This is a genomic window from Rhodococcus sp. NPDC056960 (genome assembly GCF_042674125.1).
Taxonomy (GTDB): Bacteria; Actinomycetota; Actinomycetes; order Mycobacteriales; family Mycobacteriaceae; genus Rhodococcus_F.
This window is the reverse complement of record NZ_JBHURF010000014.1, coordinates 57381-77950: the sequence shown is the minus strand read 5'-3', so window position 1 is coordinate 77950 and position 20570 is coordinate 57381. Positions and strand designations below refer to the sequence as shown.

Here is a 20570-nt window from a genome sequence, read left to right as displayed (position 1 = left end):
CCCCGGTTGACCACGCTGGGGGAGGCCGGGAGACGGCTCATCCCGATGAGGGAGCCTCGGCTAGAACTCCGCCTCACAGTGGACGAGCCGATCCTGCAATGGACGGCAAACTTCGCTTGATTGGTCCTCAGAGCCGGATTCTGCATGGCCCGCCCGGCGAATGAGTCGATCTTCGACTGGGCAGAAGTGACGTGCTAGGCGCTGTGGACCGGATAATCCGTGTAACCTCTGGCGTCTCCGCCGTAGAACGTCGCAAGCACCGGTTCGTTGAGCGGCAGTCCCCTCGCCAGGCGGTCGGGCAGGTCGGGGTTAGCAATGAACGAGCGGCCGAACGCGGCGGCATCAATAAGGCCAGCGGAGATCAAGGTCTCGGCCTTCTCGACGTTGTAGCTGCCAGCGCCGACGATGACGCCGGGAAACGCGGACCGCAATTGGGCGCGAAACTCTTGATCCGGGGGCGTGCCGTCCGCCCAGTCCGGCTCGGAAAGGTGTAGAAACGCTATACCGCGAGCCGCGAGCTCCGTCGCCACGTGCAATCCCATCTCGGCACTCTCCGGATCTTCAAGCCCGTTGAAGGGACCGAATGGCGAAATGCGGACACCAACGTGGTCGGCGTCCCACGCGCCGGTCACCGCGTCGACGACCTCCAACATCAGCCGGGCACGGTTGGTCTGCGATCCGCCATAAGCGTCGTCCCGGCGATTCGACTGCGGTGAAAGGAACTGTTGGAGGAGATAGCCGTGCGCACCATGGACCTCAACTGCGTCGAAACCCGCCTCCCGCGCGTTAACCGTTGCCTTGCGATAGTCATCGACTACGCGTGGGATCTCGTCAGTACGCAGTGCACGGGGCGTCGGGCAGCTCACACGCTCCGGACGCCCGTTCTCGTCGCGCAAGGTTGTGCGATTTCGGAACGGTAATGCGCTCGCCGACACAGGCGACGCTCCGTCGTGTAGTGACTCATGGGATACGCGCCCCACGTGCCACAGCTGAGCGGCGATACGGCCACCGATCGCATGCACCGCATCGGTCACGCGACGCCACCCGGCCACCTGCTCGGAGCTGTAGATACCCGGCGTGTCCATATAGCCCTTCCCCTCGGGTGAGATCTGTGTTCCTTCCGAGATGATCAGGCCGGCGGACGCACGTTGGGCGTAGTAGTCACGCATCAGGTCGTTGGGCACGTCACCCGGCTGGGTGGCACGCATCCGCGTGAGCGGCGCCATCAACACCCTGTTGGGAAGATTCAGCGCTCCGACCCGCAGCGATGAGTGCAATAGGCCGACCGACTTCGTCCGGACGACGGACGTGTCGCGGGTGTTCTCCATGTGTGGACTCCTTCGTCTTTACAATATCTAACATACAAATTTATATGTTAGATGCATAGAGGTAAGGCGGAATCCTCGGCCGGAACTTTAGGGCACAACCACCGGATTCGGTCAATGCCGCGTAGTCGTCGACGACCTCGCCGATCGCGTCGGCTTCGGCGCGCCTGCGAACCAGTACCCGGACGCCGCCCGTCAACTCGGGGCCGTCCACCCGCCGGGTACCGCTTCCGTGGGCCATCGTTTGCTCGCCCAACTCCCTGGAAGTGGAGCATAAGCACCTCCCCCACCCGCGGGCGACCCGAAGCCTGCCAAGCATCCCGGTGGCGGCACGGTTACTCACGCGTACAGCGACTTTCACCGATCCGAACCGTTGCCCCTGGCCCGGTGGTGGAGGACGATCGGGGTCGTGTGCGCAGCCCGCTGGCCCGCGACCGCCCCACCGCCGTGCGGCGGTGATCGGGTGCACGACCGGCTGCCGCTGACCGGGAACACAAACCTGAGCCTGGAGCTGGTGCGGATCACCTCGTACCCGTCCGGCCTGGCGGTGCAGCTGGCGTTGACCGCGACCGGTCGGCCGGCGCGGCGGGCCTGGCACGAGACCCGGCCGCTGACCGACCCCACCGACCTGCCGGCGCGTTGGTCCTCCCTGGAGGTGTGGGCCGGAACCGGCGACCTCGCGGTCGCGGACCCCTACTTCCTTCGCCCGGACCTGCGGGCCGCCGACGCCGGGTTTGCTCCTACCGCAGCGAACCGCTGTACTGGCTACCCGTCTCACCAGCACGGGCGCTCACCCTGGCCACCGGATGGCCGCAGATCGGATTACCGACGGAAGTGACCACCATGCACCTGGACCCCATCACCCCGCCGGCATCTCGCCGCGCCTGATCCGTGCTGTTACCGGGGTCGACACGACGCCGGTAACAGCTCAAACAACGGTTTCCGCCGTTCATCTGCGCGGATCGGCAGGCCGAGCCGCCGCGACAGCGTTCTGCAAAGCAAAAAGTGTGCTGACCAGCGAAATTCCTCGAGACGCTGCGGAAATGTGGTTTCCGGCAGCCACCCCACCGACCGGCGGACCGTCCGGCTCCCCCGAACCCGACGACGACTGTCCATTGCCATTCGACCTGAGGCACGATGGGGCCCGCTGACCAGCGGCACTTCAACAATGTGGCAGCGCGGCCCAATGGCGTTCCTGCCACATTGATGAGGCACGAGCACGTCGGGCGGCGAGGACCATCGCCCGAAACATGCAGGTAGACCGACTGACTGCCTCAACTTGGTGGCAGAAACCCCGCACTTGCCTCAGCCACGCTGGCAATACCTCGGATCCAATGGCAAAGGACAACGACCCGCCGACCTGGGGATTTCCGGCTGCGTCGGGGTCCGACCCCAGTGGGAGCCCGTTTTGGTGGGGTGAGTACCGCTAATGCCGGTTAGCGCCATCATCGATGCGCTGACCACGGGGTTCCTGGAACCGCGGTGCGGGCAGTCGTCGGACCTCGACCGACGCTGATGTCGGTCATTCCGGGTGCAAGGGTGGCTTCGGGCACGGCAGCAGGTGAACACCCTTAGACCCCGCAGGCGTCTCACTCTCCCGGCGAGCTCCCTTGGCTCCGGCACTCCCCCTCGCTGGAAGGGAGAATTTCCAGACCCAAGCCTAGGAAGCAGCAGAAACCGTCACAGTGACGAAACTGCGCCAGGCTCCTCGGACGACCTAAACCAGGTATTGCGAAGTGCAACACCACGCCTCGCCCGCATCTCCGCAGCAATGACATCCGCAGAAATTGACCCGCCACCGCCGATGAACTGCGGTTACACAGGATCGTCGGTGTATCTCAGTAGGCTCCTGCGTACAGGAGAGGAGCGCGATGACCACCGAGACCACGACCGGCGCGGCCGTTGCACTCGCTGCACCCACCGCCACCGTCCGCGAACCCAACAAAGTTGCGACCACGCCGATCCTCTCCCCTGACGCCGAGGCTCGCATCGTCGCCGCACTCGGGCAGCGCCACTCCCCCTCAACCGCCCGCAACTACCGGCAGGACTGGGAGAAGTTCACGGCCTGGTGCACCATGAACGGCCACATCGCGCTGCCCGCGCATCCCGCAATTGTCGCCGACTACCTCACCAGCTGCGCTGACCTGCGCACCGAGACCGGCGACCGCGCTTACTCGATGAACACCCTCGCCCGCTGGGTGGCGTCCATCAACTACTGGCATCGAGCAGTCGACCACCGCGGCCCCGGCGAGTACCAGCTCATCAAAGACACGATTGCCGGTCTACGCCGCACGTACGCAGCCGCCGGCGACCGCCCCGTCAAACGCGTCGCCCCGCTTGAGCTCGCCGAGATTGAACACATCGTCACCACTCTCCGTTCGCAGGCGTCGGTCTGGCAGGCCCGGATGCGTGAACGCCGCGACTCCGCATTGCTGCTGCTAGGGTTTCTCGGCGCGTTCCGCCGCTCCGAGCTGTCCGACCTGCAGATCCGCGACGTTCTCATCCATTCCAGCGACGGACTGCACATGCGGGTCCGCCGTTCGAAGACCGACCAGACCGGTCAAGGCCTGGTCAAGGCCGCACCGGTTGCCCTCACTCACACCGTCTGCGGGCCGTGCACCTATCGCCGCTGGCTCGATGTCCTCACGGCCCACCAGCAGGCCGGCCGGCCGGGCATCATCAGGCTGCTACGCGTCGCCGACGAGGCCACCGGCCACGTCTGCCACCTTCCCCACCCCGACGTCGACATAGTGGATGTGCCGGTGTTTCGGCCGATTCGCGTCAACGGCAACCTCGGCGACACCGCCTTGTCTGGCCAGGCCATCCACGCGGTGTATCGGAAGGCAGCCCAGGCTGGCGGGCTCTCCCCGGCGAAGATCGCGCAACTCGGTGGCCACTCCGTTCGCGCGGGGTTCGTTACCGAAGCGCTCCGCAACGGCGCCCAGCCGCACGAGATCCAGCGGCAGACCGGGCACGCCTCCCCTACCACCGTCGGAATCTATGCGCGTGAACACAACCCGCTGACCGGCAACGCGGTAACACGCTTCGCCCGCTAGCGAGAACAGGCTGCGCTCCTTGCCGGATGCAGCAAAGTCTTCACAGCATGTCGATCTCCGACACACATTCTGGACAAGCGTGATGCGACGATGACCCCGTGAGCCTCCCTCAGCGAGTGAACAGTGCCGCACCGGCCATCGCGGTCGGTGCCAGATACCGGTACGACTGGGAACTGTTCGCCGACTGGTGCACCGCGGTCGACCTATCCGCGCTGCCCGCAGACCCGCTCACGATCGCGAGGTACTTGGACGAACACACCGCCGCCCCCAGCACCCACCGGCGTCGGGTGACTGCGATTAACACCGTCCATCACCGGTGCGGCTACCCGAAACCAGGGACCGCACACGCGCTGCGCGAACGACTGACCCGCCGAACACGCCCTCGTCCGGACCTTCGGACCGCCGCCGACGAGGTGATCCGCCGGCTGCCGACCACGGGTTGGCCCGGAGGTCTCTTCGGTCGACGCGACGCGCTCCTCCTCATCCTCGCGTGCCGACTGCAGCTCTCCCCCATCCAGATCGGTCGACTTAAGCGCAGCGACGTCACCTTCGACGGGCACACACTCCGTATCCCCAGCCACGGCATCACCGTCGACCACGACCCCGCCGGATCACCGCGCACCGACTTGGTCGCCGTGTACCTGCGGTGGGCCCGGCTGCAGGCATTCACCGACCGAACGCCGTCGAATCGGTTGCTCGGCGAATCTCTCACCGCCGCGACGCCAATCACCGATGACACCGTCACCGGACTTCAGTTGCTCCCCGCCCTTCGACACGACGGACCGCTGCTGCCGTCGTTCGACAAGTGGGGTCACGCCAACATGGGTCAGGCCGGACTTTCCCGTCGCGCCACTACTCGCATCCTCACCGCGCACCTCACTGGCGCCACTCATACCCGCGTCCGACGTCAGGTGAAGTTCTTCGACGACGGGTGGGCCGACGCTGTCGCGGATGTCGTGGCCGTGAGCGACGGCGAGAACGCCACGCCGGTCGAACCACCTGACCTTTCCAGCGAAGAGATCGAGGCAGGGTACGAAGCGGGCCTGGCAGCACGCCGCGGCACTACCCAAGCGATGGCAGACCTCGCAGCGACCTTCGAAGACCTCGACGACCGCACCAACGAACTCCTCGCCCGGATTCAAGGCATCTTCGACGCGCTCGACGAATCAGCGGACGCGAGCCACTCGCCACCCGCCTGAGGTGGCGAGGCTGCCCCGACGCTCTGCAATTTCGGGGAGAGAAGCCGCTCTTTTCCCTATGCCGGCATGAGAGAGAAGCGGTTCGAGCAGGGCCTGCACCTTTTGTGTAAGTCGAGCACCATGGCGACGTGCACGTTCCTCGCTTCTGGATGTGCCCTGATTGCGGGTTGCCGCTACCCGGCGTTTGCCTGGTGGCGGCCCCTGGAGCAGTAACCGCCCTAAGGCTTGGTGACACACCGCAGGTGTCGCGGACATGGTTCACCGGTGGTCAACGCGCGTTCGACGTACGCTGAGATCGTTCACGCCGCCCTCCGTGGTGGTAGCGGATCCGATCCGATCGCTGTTCTTGTCTTCCGGGGATCGACGGTCGTGGGCGGACGCATCCGGGTGTTCTCTGGTGGTCACCCGAATGCAGCGTGACGCGAGTGGGGCCGGTCTCGATTTCGGGGCCGGCCCCATACGTGTTTTGGGCGTGGTGTTTTGCGACTCAAGGCTGCGGGTCGGGGTTCCACCGCCCAGCCTGTGCTCCCCAGCTGCTACCCCAATATGAAGGTGTTTTGCCACGGTGGTCGCGGCGTCTCCGAACGGCGGACGCCTCCCCGGGATACTGCTGTCCGGTTCACGGCGGCGAAGGTCGAAGCAGGCAGGGAGAGGCGCCACCCGGACCGTGTGCAGCATCGGGTGAGACCCGGGGTCGGCTGGGCGAATGATCGACATACCCGTCCTCGCACACATTCCGAGCATCGTCGCCGAGCTGGTCGTTGCTCTCAGCGTTTCGGCGTTGGTGCCGCAGCTGTTGCTCGCGTTCTTCCGACTTTCGGCTCCGACGAGGTGCCCGCCAACAAGGATGATTGCGGACACCGGAGCGGCGGAGGTGTCGGCCGGGGGGGCAAGGAGTGACCGGCGCAAGCCGCCAGCCGCGGTCCGTGCCAAGCCGTTCCGCGGGCCGCCGATCGCCGGGCTCGGGCGAACGCGTCGCCGGTACTCCGGACACCGATTTTCACCGTGCGCCTCTAGCGTCCCGAAGGCCCTTCGGCGCCCCAATCCCCCACGGAAGCCAGTTTCGGCGCTCTGCGGGGCAATGAGGCGGCAAAACGGGCACTCCCGGTTCGACTCCTCCCCCAGGTTTTCCGCCGGTGGGCCAAATCCTCCCGTTGTCGACGCCGAGCCTGAGCGCCGTTCTGCGTCGCCTGAATGCCTCGCCCGGACCCGACGGCGTCGGTGGCCGGTTGCGCGTCGCAGCGGCCCGCACAGCCGCCAATGCGCGCCGCTCGAATCCGGATGCCGGCGCGGCGCGCGGCAGCCGAGCCCAGACGTCACTCCCACGCGAATTGTGTAATACCCGTGAGATGCACAATACCTGTCTATCGCGTGGAATCCGCTCCCCTGCTTGCAAATCTGGGGGGATATGCACCGCTCCCCCAATACCTGCGGTAGTCGGGATTCCCGCAATACCCGTGAAATGCGTGTAATCAGTATCTAATTGGTCCAACGTTAGATGTGGTGCACACGCTTTACCTGTTGATGCCGTGAAACCACGTGACTATGTGTCTTACTCAACTTGCGCGATTCGCTGGTTCAGTGTGGAAACCATGAGACATGGATATTCCACGACACCAGTCTGAAGCGCGAACCGTGTGATATTCGGGTATCGCCCATAACCCGTGGACGGAACTAAGCACGGGATCTCTGGGTATCGCACGATGCACGCGCTTGGCGTGAATCCCGGCGATCCTGTGTCATACCCATCTCACAGAAGTAGCGCTGAACTCTGGAACTCAGGGTATTGCGCATCACCCGTGACACCTGAGAGCTCTGTGTGTCCTGCGTCTTCCGCATGTAGAGCGGCGCGCGTGGACCACGCGGACTACGGAATACACGGATGCCCCACATCACCCTCGGGCCGCGCCGAACACGCGCCTTGCGCCACTCCCCCACTTCCCGTGGATCGCGCCATTGACAGGAAAACCGCATCACCCAGAAGACCCGCCTGGCCCATGAATGCCCCGGATTGCGTGACACCCCCATCCCGTGCCACTCCCCCATTCACCGCGACAAGCACACCTACCCATCTCCCGGATTGCACACATCCCCTGGATTACCCGTGAGATACGTGAATCACGTATCTCACACATAATCACCCAAATGTGAGCCTCCTGCATTTCACGCGACTCCCGCCCACACCATGAGTTGGGCTAGTCCCGCATAACGCCCGTTCAACGGACTGAACGCTGGAACCGCTTCATGCGCGATACTTGTGTAACCAGTCCACAGTGGATCTCATGTCACCAATTGGACATGTGCATAACCAACCCACAACGGATCATCCGGGTACCACACATCTGACGGAATACTCGGGGAAAACACGAATCCCGGGAGCAACAGGTTCCGCGGTATCAACGCGTGCAGTGGGCCCGACGCTTCATGCGTGAACAAGTGGAGAAGTGGGGTTCCTGCTAACCACTCGACAACCGTTAGATACAGGAGTCACCTTCATTGGGGGATGGACGGGATACGCGGGTATCACTGATATCTCGGGCTTCATGTCACGGCCACCAAATGAGGGAATCCCATGGATTTAGGGAGTCCAGCATCTCGCGTGATGAGCGGAATTCCCTCGCGACACGCGAAACGCGGGACGCAGGGGAGTTGCATGAATCACAGGCAACCCGTGACCCCTGTGACCAGCACAATTTGACGGGACTGCAGGAGGAGTGGGTATCGCGCTACTCACGCAGACCGCGTCAATCCCGGGAGTTACCGAACCCACGCGTTACCCTTTGTGCGCACGTAACCCAGGAGTCACAGGTGTCACGCGCTACCACCAGCACCTGTGAACCCCGGATGTCGTGGAGAACCTGGGTTCTACGGTTCTCGCACCACAAAACAACCACCAGAACGGATCCGCGATGCAGCATTCACCGATGTCGCAGCTCGCCGGCCGCGCAAGTGGGGGAGGGGCACGATGACCACCCTCACCCGCGAGCAGGCCGACGCCGCGCTCGACAAGACCTGCTCGACGACCTCCCAGAAGGGAGGCGTCGCCAAGACGACCACCACAGGCCAGTACGCCATGTTCCTCGCGAACCTCGGATTCAAGGTTCTGGTCACCGACGCCGACACCAGCCGCGGCATGACCACCCTCACCGGGACGGCGCCGACCGCTGAGCACCCGTACTCGGTTGCCGACCTCATCAAAGGTGACGTCGACCCGAGACTGTGCGTGCACACCGCGGCGGAACCATGGCAGCCCGACACCGCCCGACCTTGGAAGCTCGGCGGCGCACTCATCGCCGGCGGGAAGATCGACGTCATCCCGTCACCAGGTGGGACGCTCCAAGCGATCTCCGACGAAAAGCCGGCAGCCTCACACCTCCGGATGTGGAAGGGCCTGCACGAGTCCGGTCTGTCCGAGGACTACGACATCGTCCTGATCGACTGCCCGCCGTCCTCGGGCGCCACCACCGAGCTGTCGATCCTCTCGTCCGGGTGGGCGATCTTCCCAGCGCATCCAGAGATGCTCGGCACGGTCGGCTTTGCGGACGGCGTGAAGGCTGTCCGTCAGTTCGCGGAGGCGTGGCGGCACCCGCTGGCCTCGGCTGGCGTGGTGTTCACCAAGGTCAACCGCACCAGCGAACATAAGACTGGCATGCAGGAGACCGTCGAATGGGTCTCGACGATCTGGGCCGACTCCGGATTCCCGGAGGACGACCCCAGAGCCGCGTTCGCCTCCGGCGTGTGGACACCCGCGATCACCGAGGCCGCATTCGTTGCGGCAGCGAACTCCCGGGGCGAATCCGTCGCGAGTGTGCTGCCCAGCCTGTACACCGTGGTGGGGGAGCCGAAGGTCAATTCGGAGAACCAGTTCCGCTTGATCTCCGCCTATATGCGGCACTCGCTGAACCTGATGGCGTTGCTTGTGCCGACGCGCTACGAGGACGTCATCGCGAAGCTGGAAGCCGAGCCGATGCCCCCGGTGATGCGAGAGGTCCTGTTCGAATCGCCCCTGAAGTTCAATCCCGAGGCCGCGATGGTCTCTACCCCCGAGGGAGTCCACTGATGGCTTTGCAGAGTGCCCGCCCGAACCGGTTCGGTGATACCGCGCCACCGTCACCCGCGACCGTCGCAGCCGCCGCCCCCGGGGTCGCGGAGGAAACCACGGCCGCACCGCTGACGTCGGTGCCCGATACGACGCCCGCCCCGGAAGCTGCCCCCGCAGCGCCTGCCGTACCGGCGAAGAAGTCAGCTTCGAAGAAGGCACCTAAGCCCGCCGCGACGGAGTCGACCGACAAGCTGCGCAAGAGCGTCGAATGGTCCAGCGATGTCGAGGCTCTGTTCCAGGACGGTTGTGACGACTGGTACGGCGACCGGAACAAGAGGGAGCGCAAGCGCCGACTCGGTCGCCGCCCATCGGACAACGGAATGGTCATTGCCCTAGTCAAACTGGGCCTGGAGGCGATCGCCGAGAACGAGAAGTACAACGATCGGCTCGAGGATCTGCTGCCATCAGACGGCCGCCGCCGCACCAGCTAGCAGCACGACGCAGTTATCACGAATATCCCCGGAAGACCCGATGTCTCCCGGGGATATTGCTGTCCGAGGGAAGAGTGTGACGTCCGCAGAACGGCGCTCAGCCCGTTTTCGCCTCCTCAGCCGGGTTCGGTAACAGCTAACGCAGCGATGTCTGGGGCTTTCAGCTACTGCTCACCGGCAAGGAGGTGACGCAAGCATTGGGGGTGAAACGTGCGGGTGTCGCCGGAAGCGTTAGGTCGTCCGCTCGGGAAACCTAACGCTTCCAGATGAGGATTGCGCATTTCTGTACCGGGCTGTTCACCGTAGTGGCCCAGCCCGGTACAGATCCTGAGTCAGTGTCGTTCGGTGAGTGCCTGAATGAGGGTCTGCAGACCGTCGGCGTCGAGGTAGTCGACCAGGGCGTCGGCGAGCGTCACGGGGTCGGCCTCCATGCGGCGGAAGGTGCGCGTGACCTTCGCGGCGGTGACCGGAGCTCGTGCCGGCTTACGGTTTTCGGGCTCAGGTGTGGGATTCGGGTCGGGGTTCTTGTGTTCCCGTTCTCGTTCGGCGGCCCAGGCTTGGACCTGTGCCTCGGGTGGCACCTGGGCGAGTGAGCGGGCGGTGCGGACGGCGAGTTCGCCGTTACGCAGCGCGGTTTGCAGTGCGGGTGCGAGGTTGAGCAGGGACCGGCGTTGCGAGATCCAGCCCTTGGACTTGGAGAGCTTGAGGGACGCCTTCTCCACGGTTCCGCACTCTTTGATCAGGAGCTCGACGGCCTTGGCCTCTTCGATGACGTCGAAGTCGCGGCGGCCGACGTTCTCGATGACCGCCGCGGCGAGCAGGGTCTCCCGGTCGGTAGCGACCTCGTCCTTGACGACGATGTCGAGGTTGGGGCGCCCGAAGTTCTCCGCGGCGGCCAGACGCCGGCAACCGTTGATCACCACCCACCGGGCGAGCCCGATCGTGGATTCGTCCTCCGGATACAACCGCAGATAGGCGTCGCGGGTCACGACAAGGGCGGGCTGCAGCTGGGTGCGGGTGATCGACACCAGATCTTTGAGGTCGCCGAGGTCCTCGCGCGGATTGCGGGGGTTCGGTGCCAGCTCGCTCAGCGGAACGTTGGTCGGCGTTGCCGAGGCAGTCGGGCGGTCGACGGGGGAGTTCTCACCGACGACCCCGGCGAGGGTGGCGAGGTTGGTGCGGGTGCCGCGTGCCATCACCGACCACCGCCGATCCGCAGTTCCAGCGCCAGTCGGTAGAAGTCCTCGCGGGCCTGTAGTGCCACCCGGTTGGCGGGGTATTCGGTGACGACCAGGCCGTCGGCGCTTGCCCGGGCGTGCAGCTTGTAATGCCGGATCACGGTTTTCGCCAGCGGCCACTTGTTCGCCCGGACGAAGTCCTTCGTTTCCTCGAGGTCGAGCTTGCCGTCGCGGGGATCCCAGTTGTTGATCACCACCGTGAACGGAATGCCGCGGGGCTCGAGGACTTTTCGGATGGTGCGGGCGGTCGGATCGAAGCAGAGCGGTTCGGTTTCCATCGGCACGATGACGTGATCGGCGACCTCGAGCACCGCCCGCAGGGCGTCGGCGGCGGGGCCGCGGCCGAGCGGGTCGGAGGTGTCGTCGGCGCCGGAGAGGTCGATCCAGCCGGGGGTGTCGACGTAGGTTTCCTCGATGCCGGGAAGCTCGCCGAGGCGTCGGAGGCCGGTGAGGTCGTCGTGCGCCTGCACGATGTGGAACGGCAGGTTGTCGAGGCGGTCCGCCCACCAGATCGCCGATCCCTGCGGGTCGATGGACACCGCGGCGACGGGGGAGGTGGCGTCGGGATCGTCGTCCTGGTTGAGGACATCGGCGGAGACGGCGGCGAGATTGACCGTGATGGTGCTTTTGCCGACGCCGCCCTTCTGGCTGAGAAGAACTTGAATGGCCATGAGACTCTTTCCGTGTGCTTCACCCACCGGTGTGGGCTACTTCGGACCGGGTGGACGGTACGGCACCGGGCGGGCGCGTCGGGTCCGACACGCTGCCGCACACCGGAATGACGCGCGGATCATCAGTACTCCTGGCTCCGTGAAACTGATGCCGCAACGATGCGCCGACGTTCCGCTCGGCCGATTGCATTCGGCGGACGGTTGGACGCGCCCCAGGACGTCGGTCGGCGCCCAGGTCGATCCCGCATCGGATTCATCCGGGGCGGTATCGCGAACTCGCCAGCCGCATCAGATCTGTTGAGTTGGCATCAGGCGCCCTGAGCCGGGCAACCAGTTCCACCTCGAAATGTCTGTTTTGTCCGTTGTTTACCGCGGTAAACAACGGACAAAACGGACATACTCAGTGTCGGCGCTATGCGAACAGTGCCTCGACGAGTGCGGCGGCCGATGCGGTCTTCGCCGCCGTCTTTGTGGTTGCGTCGGCGGCGGCATGGTGGCCGGCGAGGTGCACGGTGGCGGTGAAACGAGGTGCGTGCGCGGGCCCGTCGGTGTGGAACTCCCACTCAGGTGGTGGCTGGTGGTTGTTCTGGGCGAGGCTCATCAGCCAGGCGGTGGGGTTGGACAGGGCCTTGGACTTCTTGGTCCCCTCCAGGTTCAGTACGCCCGGGTCGGTCGGACAGTGCGGTTCCGTGGCGACAGCGGAACCCGGATCATGCGGCACCGGTGGGGGAGTCGTCGGCTGCGGAGACGGTGCCGGTTGCGGGGCGTGCTGTGTGGTGGGCCAGTCCGGCTCCGTGTCAACGGGTTCGGTGCCGGTCAGTTGCACGCGCACCGCCGCCCAGAGGGCGGCCTGTTCGGCCGGTTTCTTCGCGGAGCCGATGGCCCACGGACCGCGGATGCCCAGATGGGTGGCGCGGGCCGCGAACAGCGGATTATGGTCGGCGCCGTTGCGCCGGATCTCGAGATCGGTCGGAGGTTGGTCCGGGTGGGCCTGCCGCCACACCGACACCACACTGGGCGCCATCTCCGGGTGGGTGTCGGCGAGGGTATCGAGGACGCGAAGTTGGATCGGACGCCAGCTGCGGTCGGCGGCGTCGATCAGGACCGCCACGTCCGGGGCGGTCAACAGGTCGGCGTCGACCCGGCGCGCGAGCTCCGAGGCAAGTTCGGCCCGAAGTAGTCCGGCAGCTTCGGCCTTGAGGACCTTGTGGAAAGTGCGGGCATCGAGAGCTGCGAGATCGCGTGCCGCCTCCTGGGCCACGAGACGTTGATCGGCGTGCTTGAAACGGTTCTTCTTCGCCTCCCGCGCGGCGCGGGTACGCCGGTTCAGGTCCGCACCGAGGGCCGCCAGTTGATCGCCGGTGTACGGGGCGGGGGAGCGGTCGAGATGGGCGACGATGATCCGCTGATTGATCAGATCCGCCACCCGCCGCAGCGGCGACGTGACATGGGTGTACGCGCTCAGACGCAGCCCGTAATGACCGTGCACCGTCGGCTCGTAGACCGCGGCCCGCAACGTCGACAGCAGCCGGCCCCGCAGTTTCGCGAACAGGTCCGGATCCCCCGAGGCGGCGGCGATCTCGGTCATCAGCTCGTCGGTGCTGCCGGCGACCGGGTTGGCGCGGTGATTGCGAAACAGGACCGGCAACCCCTGCTCGACACACCACAACGCCACCGCCTCATTGGTGGCGATCATCAACTCTTGGACGATGACGTACGCGACGGTCCGCAGCGCGTCCGGGATCGCCACAATGGCGCCGTCCTCATTCGCCGCCCAGCCGCGAGTGAGGTCGTAAAACGCCAGCGCCCCGCCGGCGCGGCGAGCGGCCAGCAACACCTGCGCGGCCGCATCCGCCGCGGCCAACTGGGAGTGCAGCGGATGCCGAGGGTCGGCCAAGATGCCCGGGACTTCAGCGTGATCGACCGCCACGCACCGGCCTACCGGGATCTGCCCGCGGCCGACGGTAACGTCGACCAACTGACCGCCGGGGGTGAGGGTGCCGGTGACCCGCAGGCTGGTACGGCTGCCGTCAGCGGTGAGGGTGGCGGCCTGTTCGGCCGCCTCGCCGAGCATCGGAATGGTGCGATTCGGCAGGTACCGAGTCTCAGCCCGCAGGAACGCCTGCTCGTCGGCCACCGACCCGAGCTCGACGACGTCGCAGACGCCCGCAATATGAACCTCGACCGTCCACCCACGCCCACCACCCAAGGGAATGACGGAGAAAGCGTCGTCCCGGTCCCGCGCGAACGCGGAATCGATCATCAGCAGCGTCGACATGTCGGTCGTTGTCGAAGTTGTCATAGTCGCTTACCCCCTCGTGTCCGCACGCCTCCCGACGATAACCAAACTCCGTCAAACGTGTCCGAGACGCGCGGCGGCGTCATCACCTGCGCTTTGTCGAAAATCGACGTCTTGTCGATTGTTTACCGCGGTAAACAATGGACAAGACGGACACGACCCGGACTCGTTCCAACCAACTTCCCACACGCGTTTGAACTCACCGACTCCGAACTCGATATCTACTTTGGCCAGTCAGGTGGACCGCTATCCATCACTGCTACGTGATACGCCTCGGCAGGGGGATGCGAAGCGTCTTCAACAACCGCGAAGAGGGTGAGTGAGGGCTCGGCAGGGGTGCGTGCTTCTTCACGCGCAGCGAGCCATTCACGCCAAATGATTCGCTCGGCGCGATGCCGGACAATCCGCGCCCGTACAGCGCCAGTCAAGCCATACCGATAACCGATAGTGTCAAGATCAACCGAACCCAGCATGATCTTGTTTTCTACAGAAGCGATCAGTCCGACAACTTTGAGGTCCAGCAGCGTTTCGTATCCACTGCTTCGTCCGATCGATACCCGTTCAAACAGCTCTTCTGAAGTTAACGGTTCAGCCGAAGCTGCCACAGCATCGTAAAGAGCCTTGTGGCGCCACCCAACTACACTCCACGCTGGATGCACCGACTCCAACTCTGTCTTTAGTGAAGACTTCTCAGCAACTCTCTCGGATTCGCCCACACACCGGGGAGTGACGAGCGCGTAACGGTCAGGATTCTGCCCGACTCCTCGTTCAATCAATAGCAGCGGAGAACCTTCGGCCTCCCTGAGTCGCTCCAGTACCGACCACACCGTTGTTTCCGGAAGCATCCCTGCCGCGATCGACAGCGAACGACCTCCGACGCCCACCACAGGTACTCCTTCAACTACCTGCCCCGCCACTGCAGACGCCCACGCAAGAGCTTGGACAACCGCATGGGTAGTCCAGCGATCTCTACGGCTGCTGTATTCACGGGTCACCCAGTTGGTCGCCGTTTGCAGCCAGTTCCTAAGGATCGGACTGTGAGTCCCCCCTGTGTGCTTTTGCTTGTGCCCCGTATCCCGGACTGGGTCTGGGAGGGTCGATGCGGCCCAGTCGAGTGCGCGCAGTGCGTCGCGGCGGATGGCGCGGTCCGGGTTGCGGTAGTGGGCGTAGGCCGCTTTCACGCCTGCCCATTCGGGGGTGTGAGAGCGGCCAGCGATGTCGGCCGCGGTGGCGCCGGCTAGCACTGCGTGCGCGATGACCGACTGGCGCGCCTCGGAACGAGATAGCCATCGTGTGGTATCGAGCTGGCCCGACGCGGCAAATGTGGTCACCGCAGCAGGAGGGGTTGAGGTTGTCCGGCAGAACTTTGGATGAAGCCGAGCTTGATCACCTACACCGATAACGCGTTCGGTCACGGTTGATGCGTGAATCTCTGCTTTGACGCCGCGGGCACGTACCTGGTGCGTGGAGTAACCACCGAGCAAGGTCGCGAGGCGGGTGATCGTGGCGGGTTCGGACCCGACCGTCAAGGTGTCCACGACCGATGCGAGGTCGTCGACAAGCTGGCGGTAGCCGCCTTCGCGGCACCGCGACCCAGGAACCGTGATGCAGCCGGTGGCCGCATTAGTCATGGGAGTGATGTCGAGAGTCGGTAGACGTGCAGCCAGCTGGTTCAACAGCGGCCGGAGTTCATCGACGGCGACAGTTTGTCCTGGCGCGAGTGGCACCAAGACGTGTCGTCCCCCGCTGCTCGACACATCGACGACGGTTCGGCCCCCACATTCTTCGAACCACCCCAGAACACGGTTGACGTCTTCGATGACCGCATCGGGGCCGTGGTGTTTTGAGTCGAAGTCGAGGGCGATGACGCGGGCTCGGCCGCGCGAGAACAACGGGACGGCCGCCGGAACTGCTGGAAGCTTCGCCGTCAATGGACGCGCGGAAGCGAAGCCACGCTGCGTCACGTCGTAGAGCCGCATAGACCGACGAGCAGCTAGTAGTGGCGCAATACGGCGCCAACTGTTGTCCGGTGTCGGCTCCATCGACCCGACACGAGCATTCAATCTTGTCTCTATTTCAGGGCACGATGTACCCTGAGACATGTCCGCCAAGACAGTCCCTTCGGGGAAACAGCAGTACCACTGAGATTCGAGCTGGTAACTCGACTCTCACCAACCTCGAAAGCCCTCGGCCTACCCGCCGGGGGTTTTTGGTTTCTCAGCTGGTCAGCGGTACCGCAGGTAAGTATGTAGCTGCTCGCGAGTCATCCTTTGGTGTCGGATTCTCGCTTTCGCGTCTTATGCGGAGAGCGGCAACACCCCCTGGTCCAGTTCGCGCACCAGCTCGGGATGCCCGGTATGCAGGGACAACAAGTCGGAGACGTACTGGCTGACTGAGCTAGCCCCAGCCTCCTCTGCCAGCTTTTCGAGATCGCTGTAGACGGCAGTCGGCACACGGCCCAAACGACCACGGTCGCCTTTGCTTGGCATCGCCATCCGAATCTCCTTGCCTTGAAGCCTTCTCTACGGCGTCCATCCTGGTCCAGATTGGACCGCCAATGCCGCACCGACACGCTGAGTAGATCCAGATATTGTTGCTGCCGTATCAGAGTGAGTCGTTCCCTTCCTCCGCGTATGTTAGCGGTAAGTGAGCGATATGGCACTTAACTATTTCTGGGAGATCCAATTTGCGACACGTTCTAGTTGACAGCGACTGTGGGGTGGACGACGCGCTCGCACTGGCCTTTCTCGTCAGGTCGGCAGACGTCGAACTAGCAGGTGTCACGACGACATGGGGAAACTGCACTGCGGAAGAAGCAGCGGCGAATGCCCGATATGTACTCGACATCGTCGAGGCAACCCATATACCAATTGCAAGCGGGTCTCAACCACACGCTTCTTGGCGGCGCGGCGACGCTCACGGGCCGGATGGCCTCGGTGGTACAGAGGCGCCGCGGCCGCAGTGGGCTGGTTCAACTGACGCGGTAGAGATGATCGTTCGGTTCGCTCGTGACCATCCAGGCGAGGGAGAAATGCTGTGTATCGGGCCCTTGACCAATCTGTCAGCGGCCCTCACGCTTGAGCCGCGGTTGCCCGAGTTGCTCAAACGAATAGTGATCATGGGTGGCCACGGCGCGAGCACTAGTGAATGGTTGCGACAGGTCGGCGATACCAATACTCGGCACGATCCCGCGGCCTCTCAACATGTCGCAGCCTCGGAACTACCCGCACTCTGGATCGGAATCGACGTCACCCGTACCGTGCTGCTCACCAGCGACGACTTCGGCGCCGAGGAGGCCAGCAGAATTCTTCGTCGAGTACATCAGGACTACGGGGTTAGTAGGGGAGCGTCTTACGGGTATGACCCTCAGAAGGATTGGCGAGTTCCGGCGCACGATGGCGTCACAGCTTCGTGCTTGGTAGACGCGGTGGCAGCTGGTCTTGCGACAGCGTCGGGCCGGCTCGGTGTCACCGACAGCTACGGGGCCGGACCCGTAGTGAGGGTGGTAGGCCCAGGTCCTCATCACTTTGCGACAGGAATTGATTCAACAGCAGTCCGGATGATGCTGCGGCGGGGATCACAATGATCGGCCTACGGCGGTATCTGACGCGACTAAAGGCGCGACGCATAGTGGCACAGGCGCTCAGCCATCAAGCGGTGACCGTGGAGGGCCTGCGTCAGTTCTGCGCCGACCGCACCGGAAGACAGGTCGTGCTTGTGCCCTTCCCGGTCTCAGGCCTGGAGGATCGGCCCTCGGGATTCCTTTTGCGCACCCGGAACAAGACCGACTATGTGTTCTACGATCACCGGGCAGGATCGTGGCGGGCCACCCTGATCATCTGCCACGAACTAGCACACATCCTTCTGGACCATAGCTGCGGAATGACCGAAGTACTGGACGACCAAATGCTGACCGCATGGTTCCCGTCCCTTTCTCCGGAGCTCCTCAAGGATGCACTCAGACGAACCGAATACGACACGATCGCGGAGTACGGAGCCGAGTACCTGGCTACCAAACTGCTGGTTCTGACCCTATTCGATGATCTGGACTTCAAAGCGTTGCGTAGCTCTGTGCAGATCGTTTGCGCCAGCAACATGATTCAGGCCTACGCGAGCCGATGAGAAACCATCTGCCACTCGCTCTCGATCTAGGCATCCTCATCTTTGCCTGGTTCGTTGTGATCTCCCGTTTCGGTCTGGTCCGCAGCAGACACGCGCGGATCGTCACCGTGCTCATCCTGTGCTTCACCGCGGTAGACACCCTCAAGACTGGTCCCATCAACGACGCGCTCACCTTCTACCTCGATGCCCGCACCGTCCGGTTGGCTGCACACATCCTATGTGTCATAGCAGCCGCGGTTGCAGCCTGGGCAGCAGCAAGTGCAGCGAAACGTCTACGGCCCGCCCGCCTCGTCTCCGGGGTGGTCGCTGCTTCAGCTGGTCTCATCGCTCTCGACGGGTTGGCTGGTCAACGTGACCATGTCATCGAAGCAGTGCATCCGCAGGGCATCGCGATCGCGTATTTCACAATCTATGCAGGCTCGATCGTCGTGTTCGAAGCGTATGCCGCGACAGTTCTCGCCGCTGCGATCCGAACCGACAGGCCGAACCGCGGACTGCTCGCGCCTTCGGCTACAGTCGTTGCCCTTTTCCTGGCCACAGGCCTCAATGCGCTAACGCTGTTGTGGTACGCAATTCGTGCCGCCGCCGGCGATATTGGACCGGTCGAGCAGTTCCAGCGGAACTCAAACGGAAATCTCTTCGCGTACTTCACGTTGGTGGTGGCGTTGGTCGGTGTAACAGCGGTGATGCGGCGAACGAGTGGTGAAAGTGCTGTCAGCCATTCATCCGTCAATGTCACCGAACTTCAAGTTCTGTGGGGAGACCTGACCGATGCCGCGCCGCACGTAAGGCTCGATATGAAAGACCTCGACCCAGACGCGCGCACAGTTCGAATGATCACGGAATGCATTGACACCCTTTATGCCCTCGGACTAGACCCCACGACAGTCACCTTCACAGATCTACACTCCAGCCCTAGCATGCCGCGCCCGAAGACCCTCACCGATTCCCGCGTCACCGCAGCCGATGTCATCAATCTTGCGCGACGCTGGGATTCCCGATCTCTTCGAGACTGACCAGGAGAGCTTTGCGCTGACTCGCGTTAGCAGACCCACGCAACATAACGCACTCGGGTCCCGCAGCGACCAGCACCTTCAACAGCCGGAGTTCGGTATAGGCGTCATTCTCGCCAGGCATTCCGAAGTACGTGGCGTGAGCGGTGCTTCTGTCGTTGAAGACGCCGCTGATCTCAACGAACCGATGCTGCTGGTCCGATGTGAGGTTGCCAGCCAAAAGAGCCTGCTCACTGCAACCGAGCGCGGCCGCAACTTCACCACTACTAAGCGCCGTGACGCTGAGAAGCAACTCAACTTTTTGGTTGTCGGTGACTCCCTCAGACATCTGCATCATCATCCTTTGTCAGGTCGTGGGCCAGAGAACGACGTCGAATATTGGCCTTCGTTCGGGCCGGGGTGATGTCGTCTGGGGGGACGGACCAAAATTCGTCAAGGGCTTGTGCCACCCACGTCGGGCTGACGTGTCCCTGTTCTCCTCGATCTCGAAGCATGGCAGATGCAACTCTGCCTATATGCGGAGAGATCAACGTTCGTAAGCGGTCGACAGCGGCAGACAGCTCGGGCTCTTCTATATCGTTGGCAAGTCGGCGAAGCTCGGCGCTCACCTCAACAAGTTCGCCCAATGCTGAGTAAGTAATCGATACCTCACCAGCTGGCGCACTGACCCCCTCGGAGCCCAAGGGTGTTGGCTCGCCACCCTCGTACGCGGTCGCAGCACTTCCCTCGGCCCACCGCAGCACGTGGTCGAGCTTCTTGAACGTCGCGACACGCAATGGCGGTGACTCCCCACTTTCAATCCGCACCATCGTCGGCTCAGAGGGCCCGCCCTGGGTGGCTACCGCGGCAAGACTTAGCCCCAACTGACGTCGACGCAGATTGACCACATCGGCGAACTGCTGCATGTCGGGCATGGAAGCAGCGTACTTAAAGAAGAGAAGCGTCTTTGACTCCAGTACTCCCGCGCAGCACGTCATATCCCGACCTTATATAAGCGTTGCGTAAACATCGAACAATTAGGTACATTCGTATCGCCAATTTATGTACGTTACGTAAGCGCACGGACGACGGTGTTTAAGCGAGGTACAGAGACGCTCAGGGGAGGAGCCTGGAG

General features: G+C 63.7%; 16 protein-coding genes. 8 read left to right on the top strand and 8 right to left on the bottom strand.

Features of this window, described 5'->3' with window-relative positions:
* Positions 1-194: 194 nt before the first annotated feature.
* The gene (gene nemA / locus ACFTWF_RS22770) at positions 195-1328 is read right to left on the bottom strand and encodes an N-ethylmaleimide reductase (protein ID WP_378463449.1); all 1134 of its coding nucleotides are present in this window, start codon (positions 1326-1328) and stop codon (positions 195-197) included.
* 406 nt (positions 1329-1734) lie between these two features.
* Between nemA and ACFTWF_RS22765 the strand changes: the two genes are divergently transcribed.
* From ACFTWF_RS22765 to ACFTWF_RS22745, 5 genes are all read left to right on the top strand, one after another.
* The gene (locus ACFTWF_RS22765; RefSeq protein ID WP_378463448.1) at positions 1735-2163 is read left to right on the top strand and encodes a serine/threonine protein kinase; all 429 of its coding nucleotides are present in this window, start codon (positions 1735-1737) and stop codon (positions 2161-2163) included.
* Between the two features lie 1033 nt (positions 2164-3196).
* Complete coding sequence (locus tag ACFTWF_RS22760) at positions 3197-4381, top strand: tyrosine-type recombinase/integrase (RefSeq protein WP_378463447.1); 1185 nt, start codon at positions 3197-3199, stop codon at positions 4379-4381.
* 98 nt (positions 4382-4479) lie between these two features.
* Entirely contained in the window at positions 4480-5580 is a 1101-nt protein-coding gene (locus ACFTWF_RS22755; RefSeq protein WP_378463446.1) for a hypothetical protein, read from the top strand.
* A 2965-nt stretch (positions 5581-8545) separates the two neighbouring features.
* Positions 8546-9640, top strand: coding sequence for a ParA family protein (locus ACFTWF_RS22750; protein ID WP_378463445.1), 1095 nt, complete (start codon positions 8546-8548; stop codon positions 9638-9640).
* Positions 9640-10113: a hypothetical protein gene (locus ACFTWF_RS22745; protein ID WP_378463444.1), complete on the top strand. Its 474-nt coding sequence runs from the start codon at positions 9640-9642 to the stop codon at positions 10111-10113. Before ACFTWF_RS22750 ends, ACFTWF_RS22745 begins: the two co-directional genes overlap by 1 nt.
* A 332-nt stretch (positions 10114-10445) precedes the next feature.
* Here ACFTWF_RS22745 and ACFTWF_RS22740 read toward each other — a convergent pair whose 3' ends face one another.
* The 5 genes from ACFTWF_RS22740 to ACFTWF_RS22720 form a co-directional block, all read right to left on the bottom strand.
* Positions 10446-11309 carry a ParB/RepB/Spo0J family partition protein gene (locus tag ACFTWF_RS22740; RefSeq protein ID WP_378463443.1) on the bottom strand — a complete coding sequence of 288 codons (864 nt, stop codon included), beginning with the start codon at positions 11307-11309 and terminating at the stop codon, positions 10446-10448.
* Positions 11309-12022, bottom strand: a complete 714-nt coding sequence (locus tag ACFTWF_RS22735) for a ParA family protein (RefSeq protein WP_378463442.1) — start codon at positions 12020-12022, stop codon at positions 11309-11311. The genes ACFTWF_RS22740 and ACFTWF_RS22735 overlap by 1 nt, the downstream gene beginning before the upstream one ends.
* A 412-nt stretch (positions 12023-12434) precedes the next feature.
* Complete coding sequence (locus tag ACFTWF_RS22730) at positions 12435-14324, bottom strand: RNB domain-containing ribonuclease (protein ID WP_378463441.1); 1890 nt, start codon at positions 14322-14324, stop codon at positions 12435-12437.
* A 218-nt stretch (positions 14325-14542) separates the two neighbouring features.
* Complete coding sequence (locus tag ACFTWF_RS22725) at positions 14543-16300, bottom strand: hypothetical protein (RefSeq protein WP_378463440.1); 1758 nt, start codon at positions 16298-16300, stop codon at positions 14543-14545.
* A gap of 318 nt (positions 16301-16618) precedes the next feature.
* Entirely contained in the window at positions 16619-16816 is a 198-nt protein-coding gene (locus ACFTWF_RS22720; protein WP_378463439.1) for a toxin-antitoxin system, read from the bottom strand.
* Between the two features lie 191 nt (positions 16817-17007).
* Between ACFTWF_RS22720 and ACFTWF_RS22715 the strand changes: the two genes are divergently transcribed.
* From ACFTWF_RS22715 to ACFTWF_RS22705, 3 genes are read left to right on the top strand one after another with little or no spacing between them, the layout of a single operon-like run.
* Positions 17008-17907 (top strand): nucleoside hydrolase, encoded by a 900-nt coding sequence (locus ACFTWF_RS22715; RefSeq protein ID WP_378463438.1) that lies wholly within the window; start codon positions 17008-17010, stop codon positions 17905-17907.
* Between the two features lie 44 nt (positions 17908-17951).
* Positions 17952-18443: a hypothetical protein gene (locus ACFTWF_RS22710; protein ID WP_378463437.1), complete on the top strand. Its 492-nt coding sequence runs from the start codon at positions 17952-17954 to the stop codon at positions 18441-18443.
* On the top strand, positions 18440-19459 hold the full coding sequence (locus tag ACFTWF_RS22705; RefSeq protein ID WP_378463436.1) for a hypothetical protein: 1020 nt from the start codon (positions 18440-18442) through the stop codon (positions 19457-19459). The genes ACFTWF_RS22710 and ACFTWF_RS22705 overlap by 4 nt, the downstream gene beginning before the upstream one ends.
* Here the strand turns inward: ACFTWF_RS22705 and ACFTWF_RS22700 are convergent.
* Positions 19416-19784, bottom strand: a complete 369-nt coding sequence (locus tag ACFTWF_RS22700; RefSeq protein WP_378463435.1) for a hypothetical protein — start codon at positions 19782-19784, stop codon at positions 19416-19418. The two genes, ACFTWF_RS22705 and ACFTWF_RS22700, sit on opposite strands and share 44 nt — an antisense overlap.
* On the bottom strand, positions 19777-20370 hold the full coding sequence (locus ACFTWF_RS22695; RefSeq protein ID WP_378463434.1) for a helix-turn-helix domain-containing protein: 594 nt from the start codon (positions 20368-20370) through the stop codon (positions 19777-19779). The genes ACFTWF_RS22700 and ACFTWF_RS22695 overlap by 8 nt, the downstream gene beginning before the upstream one ends.
* Positions 20371-20570 lie beyond the last annotated feature (200 nt).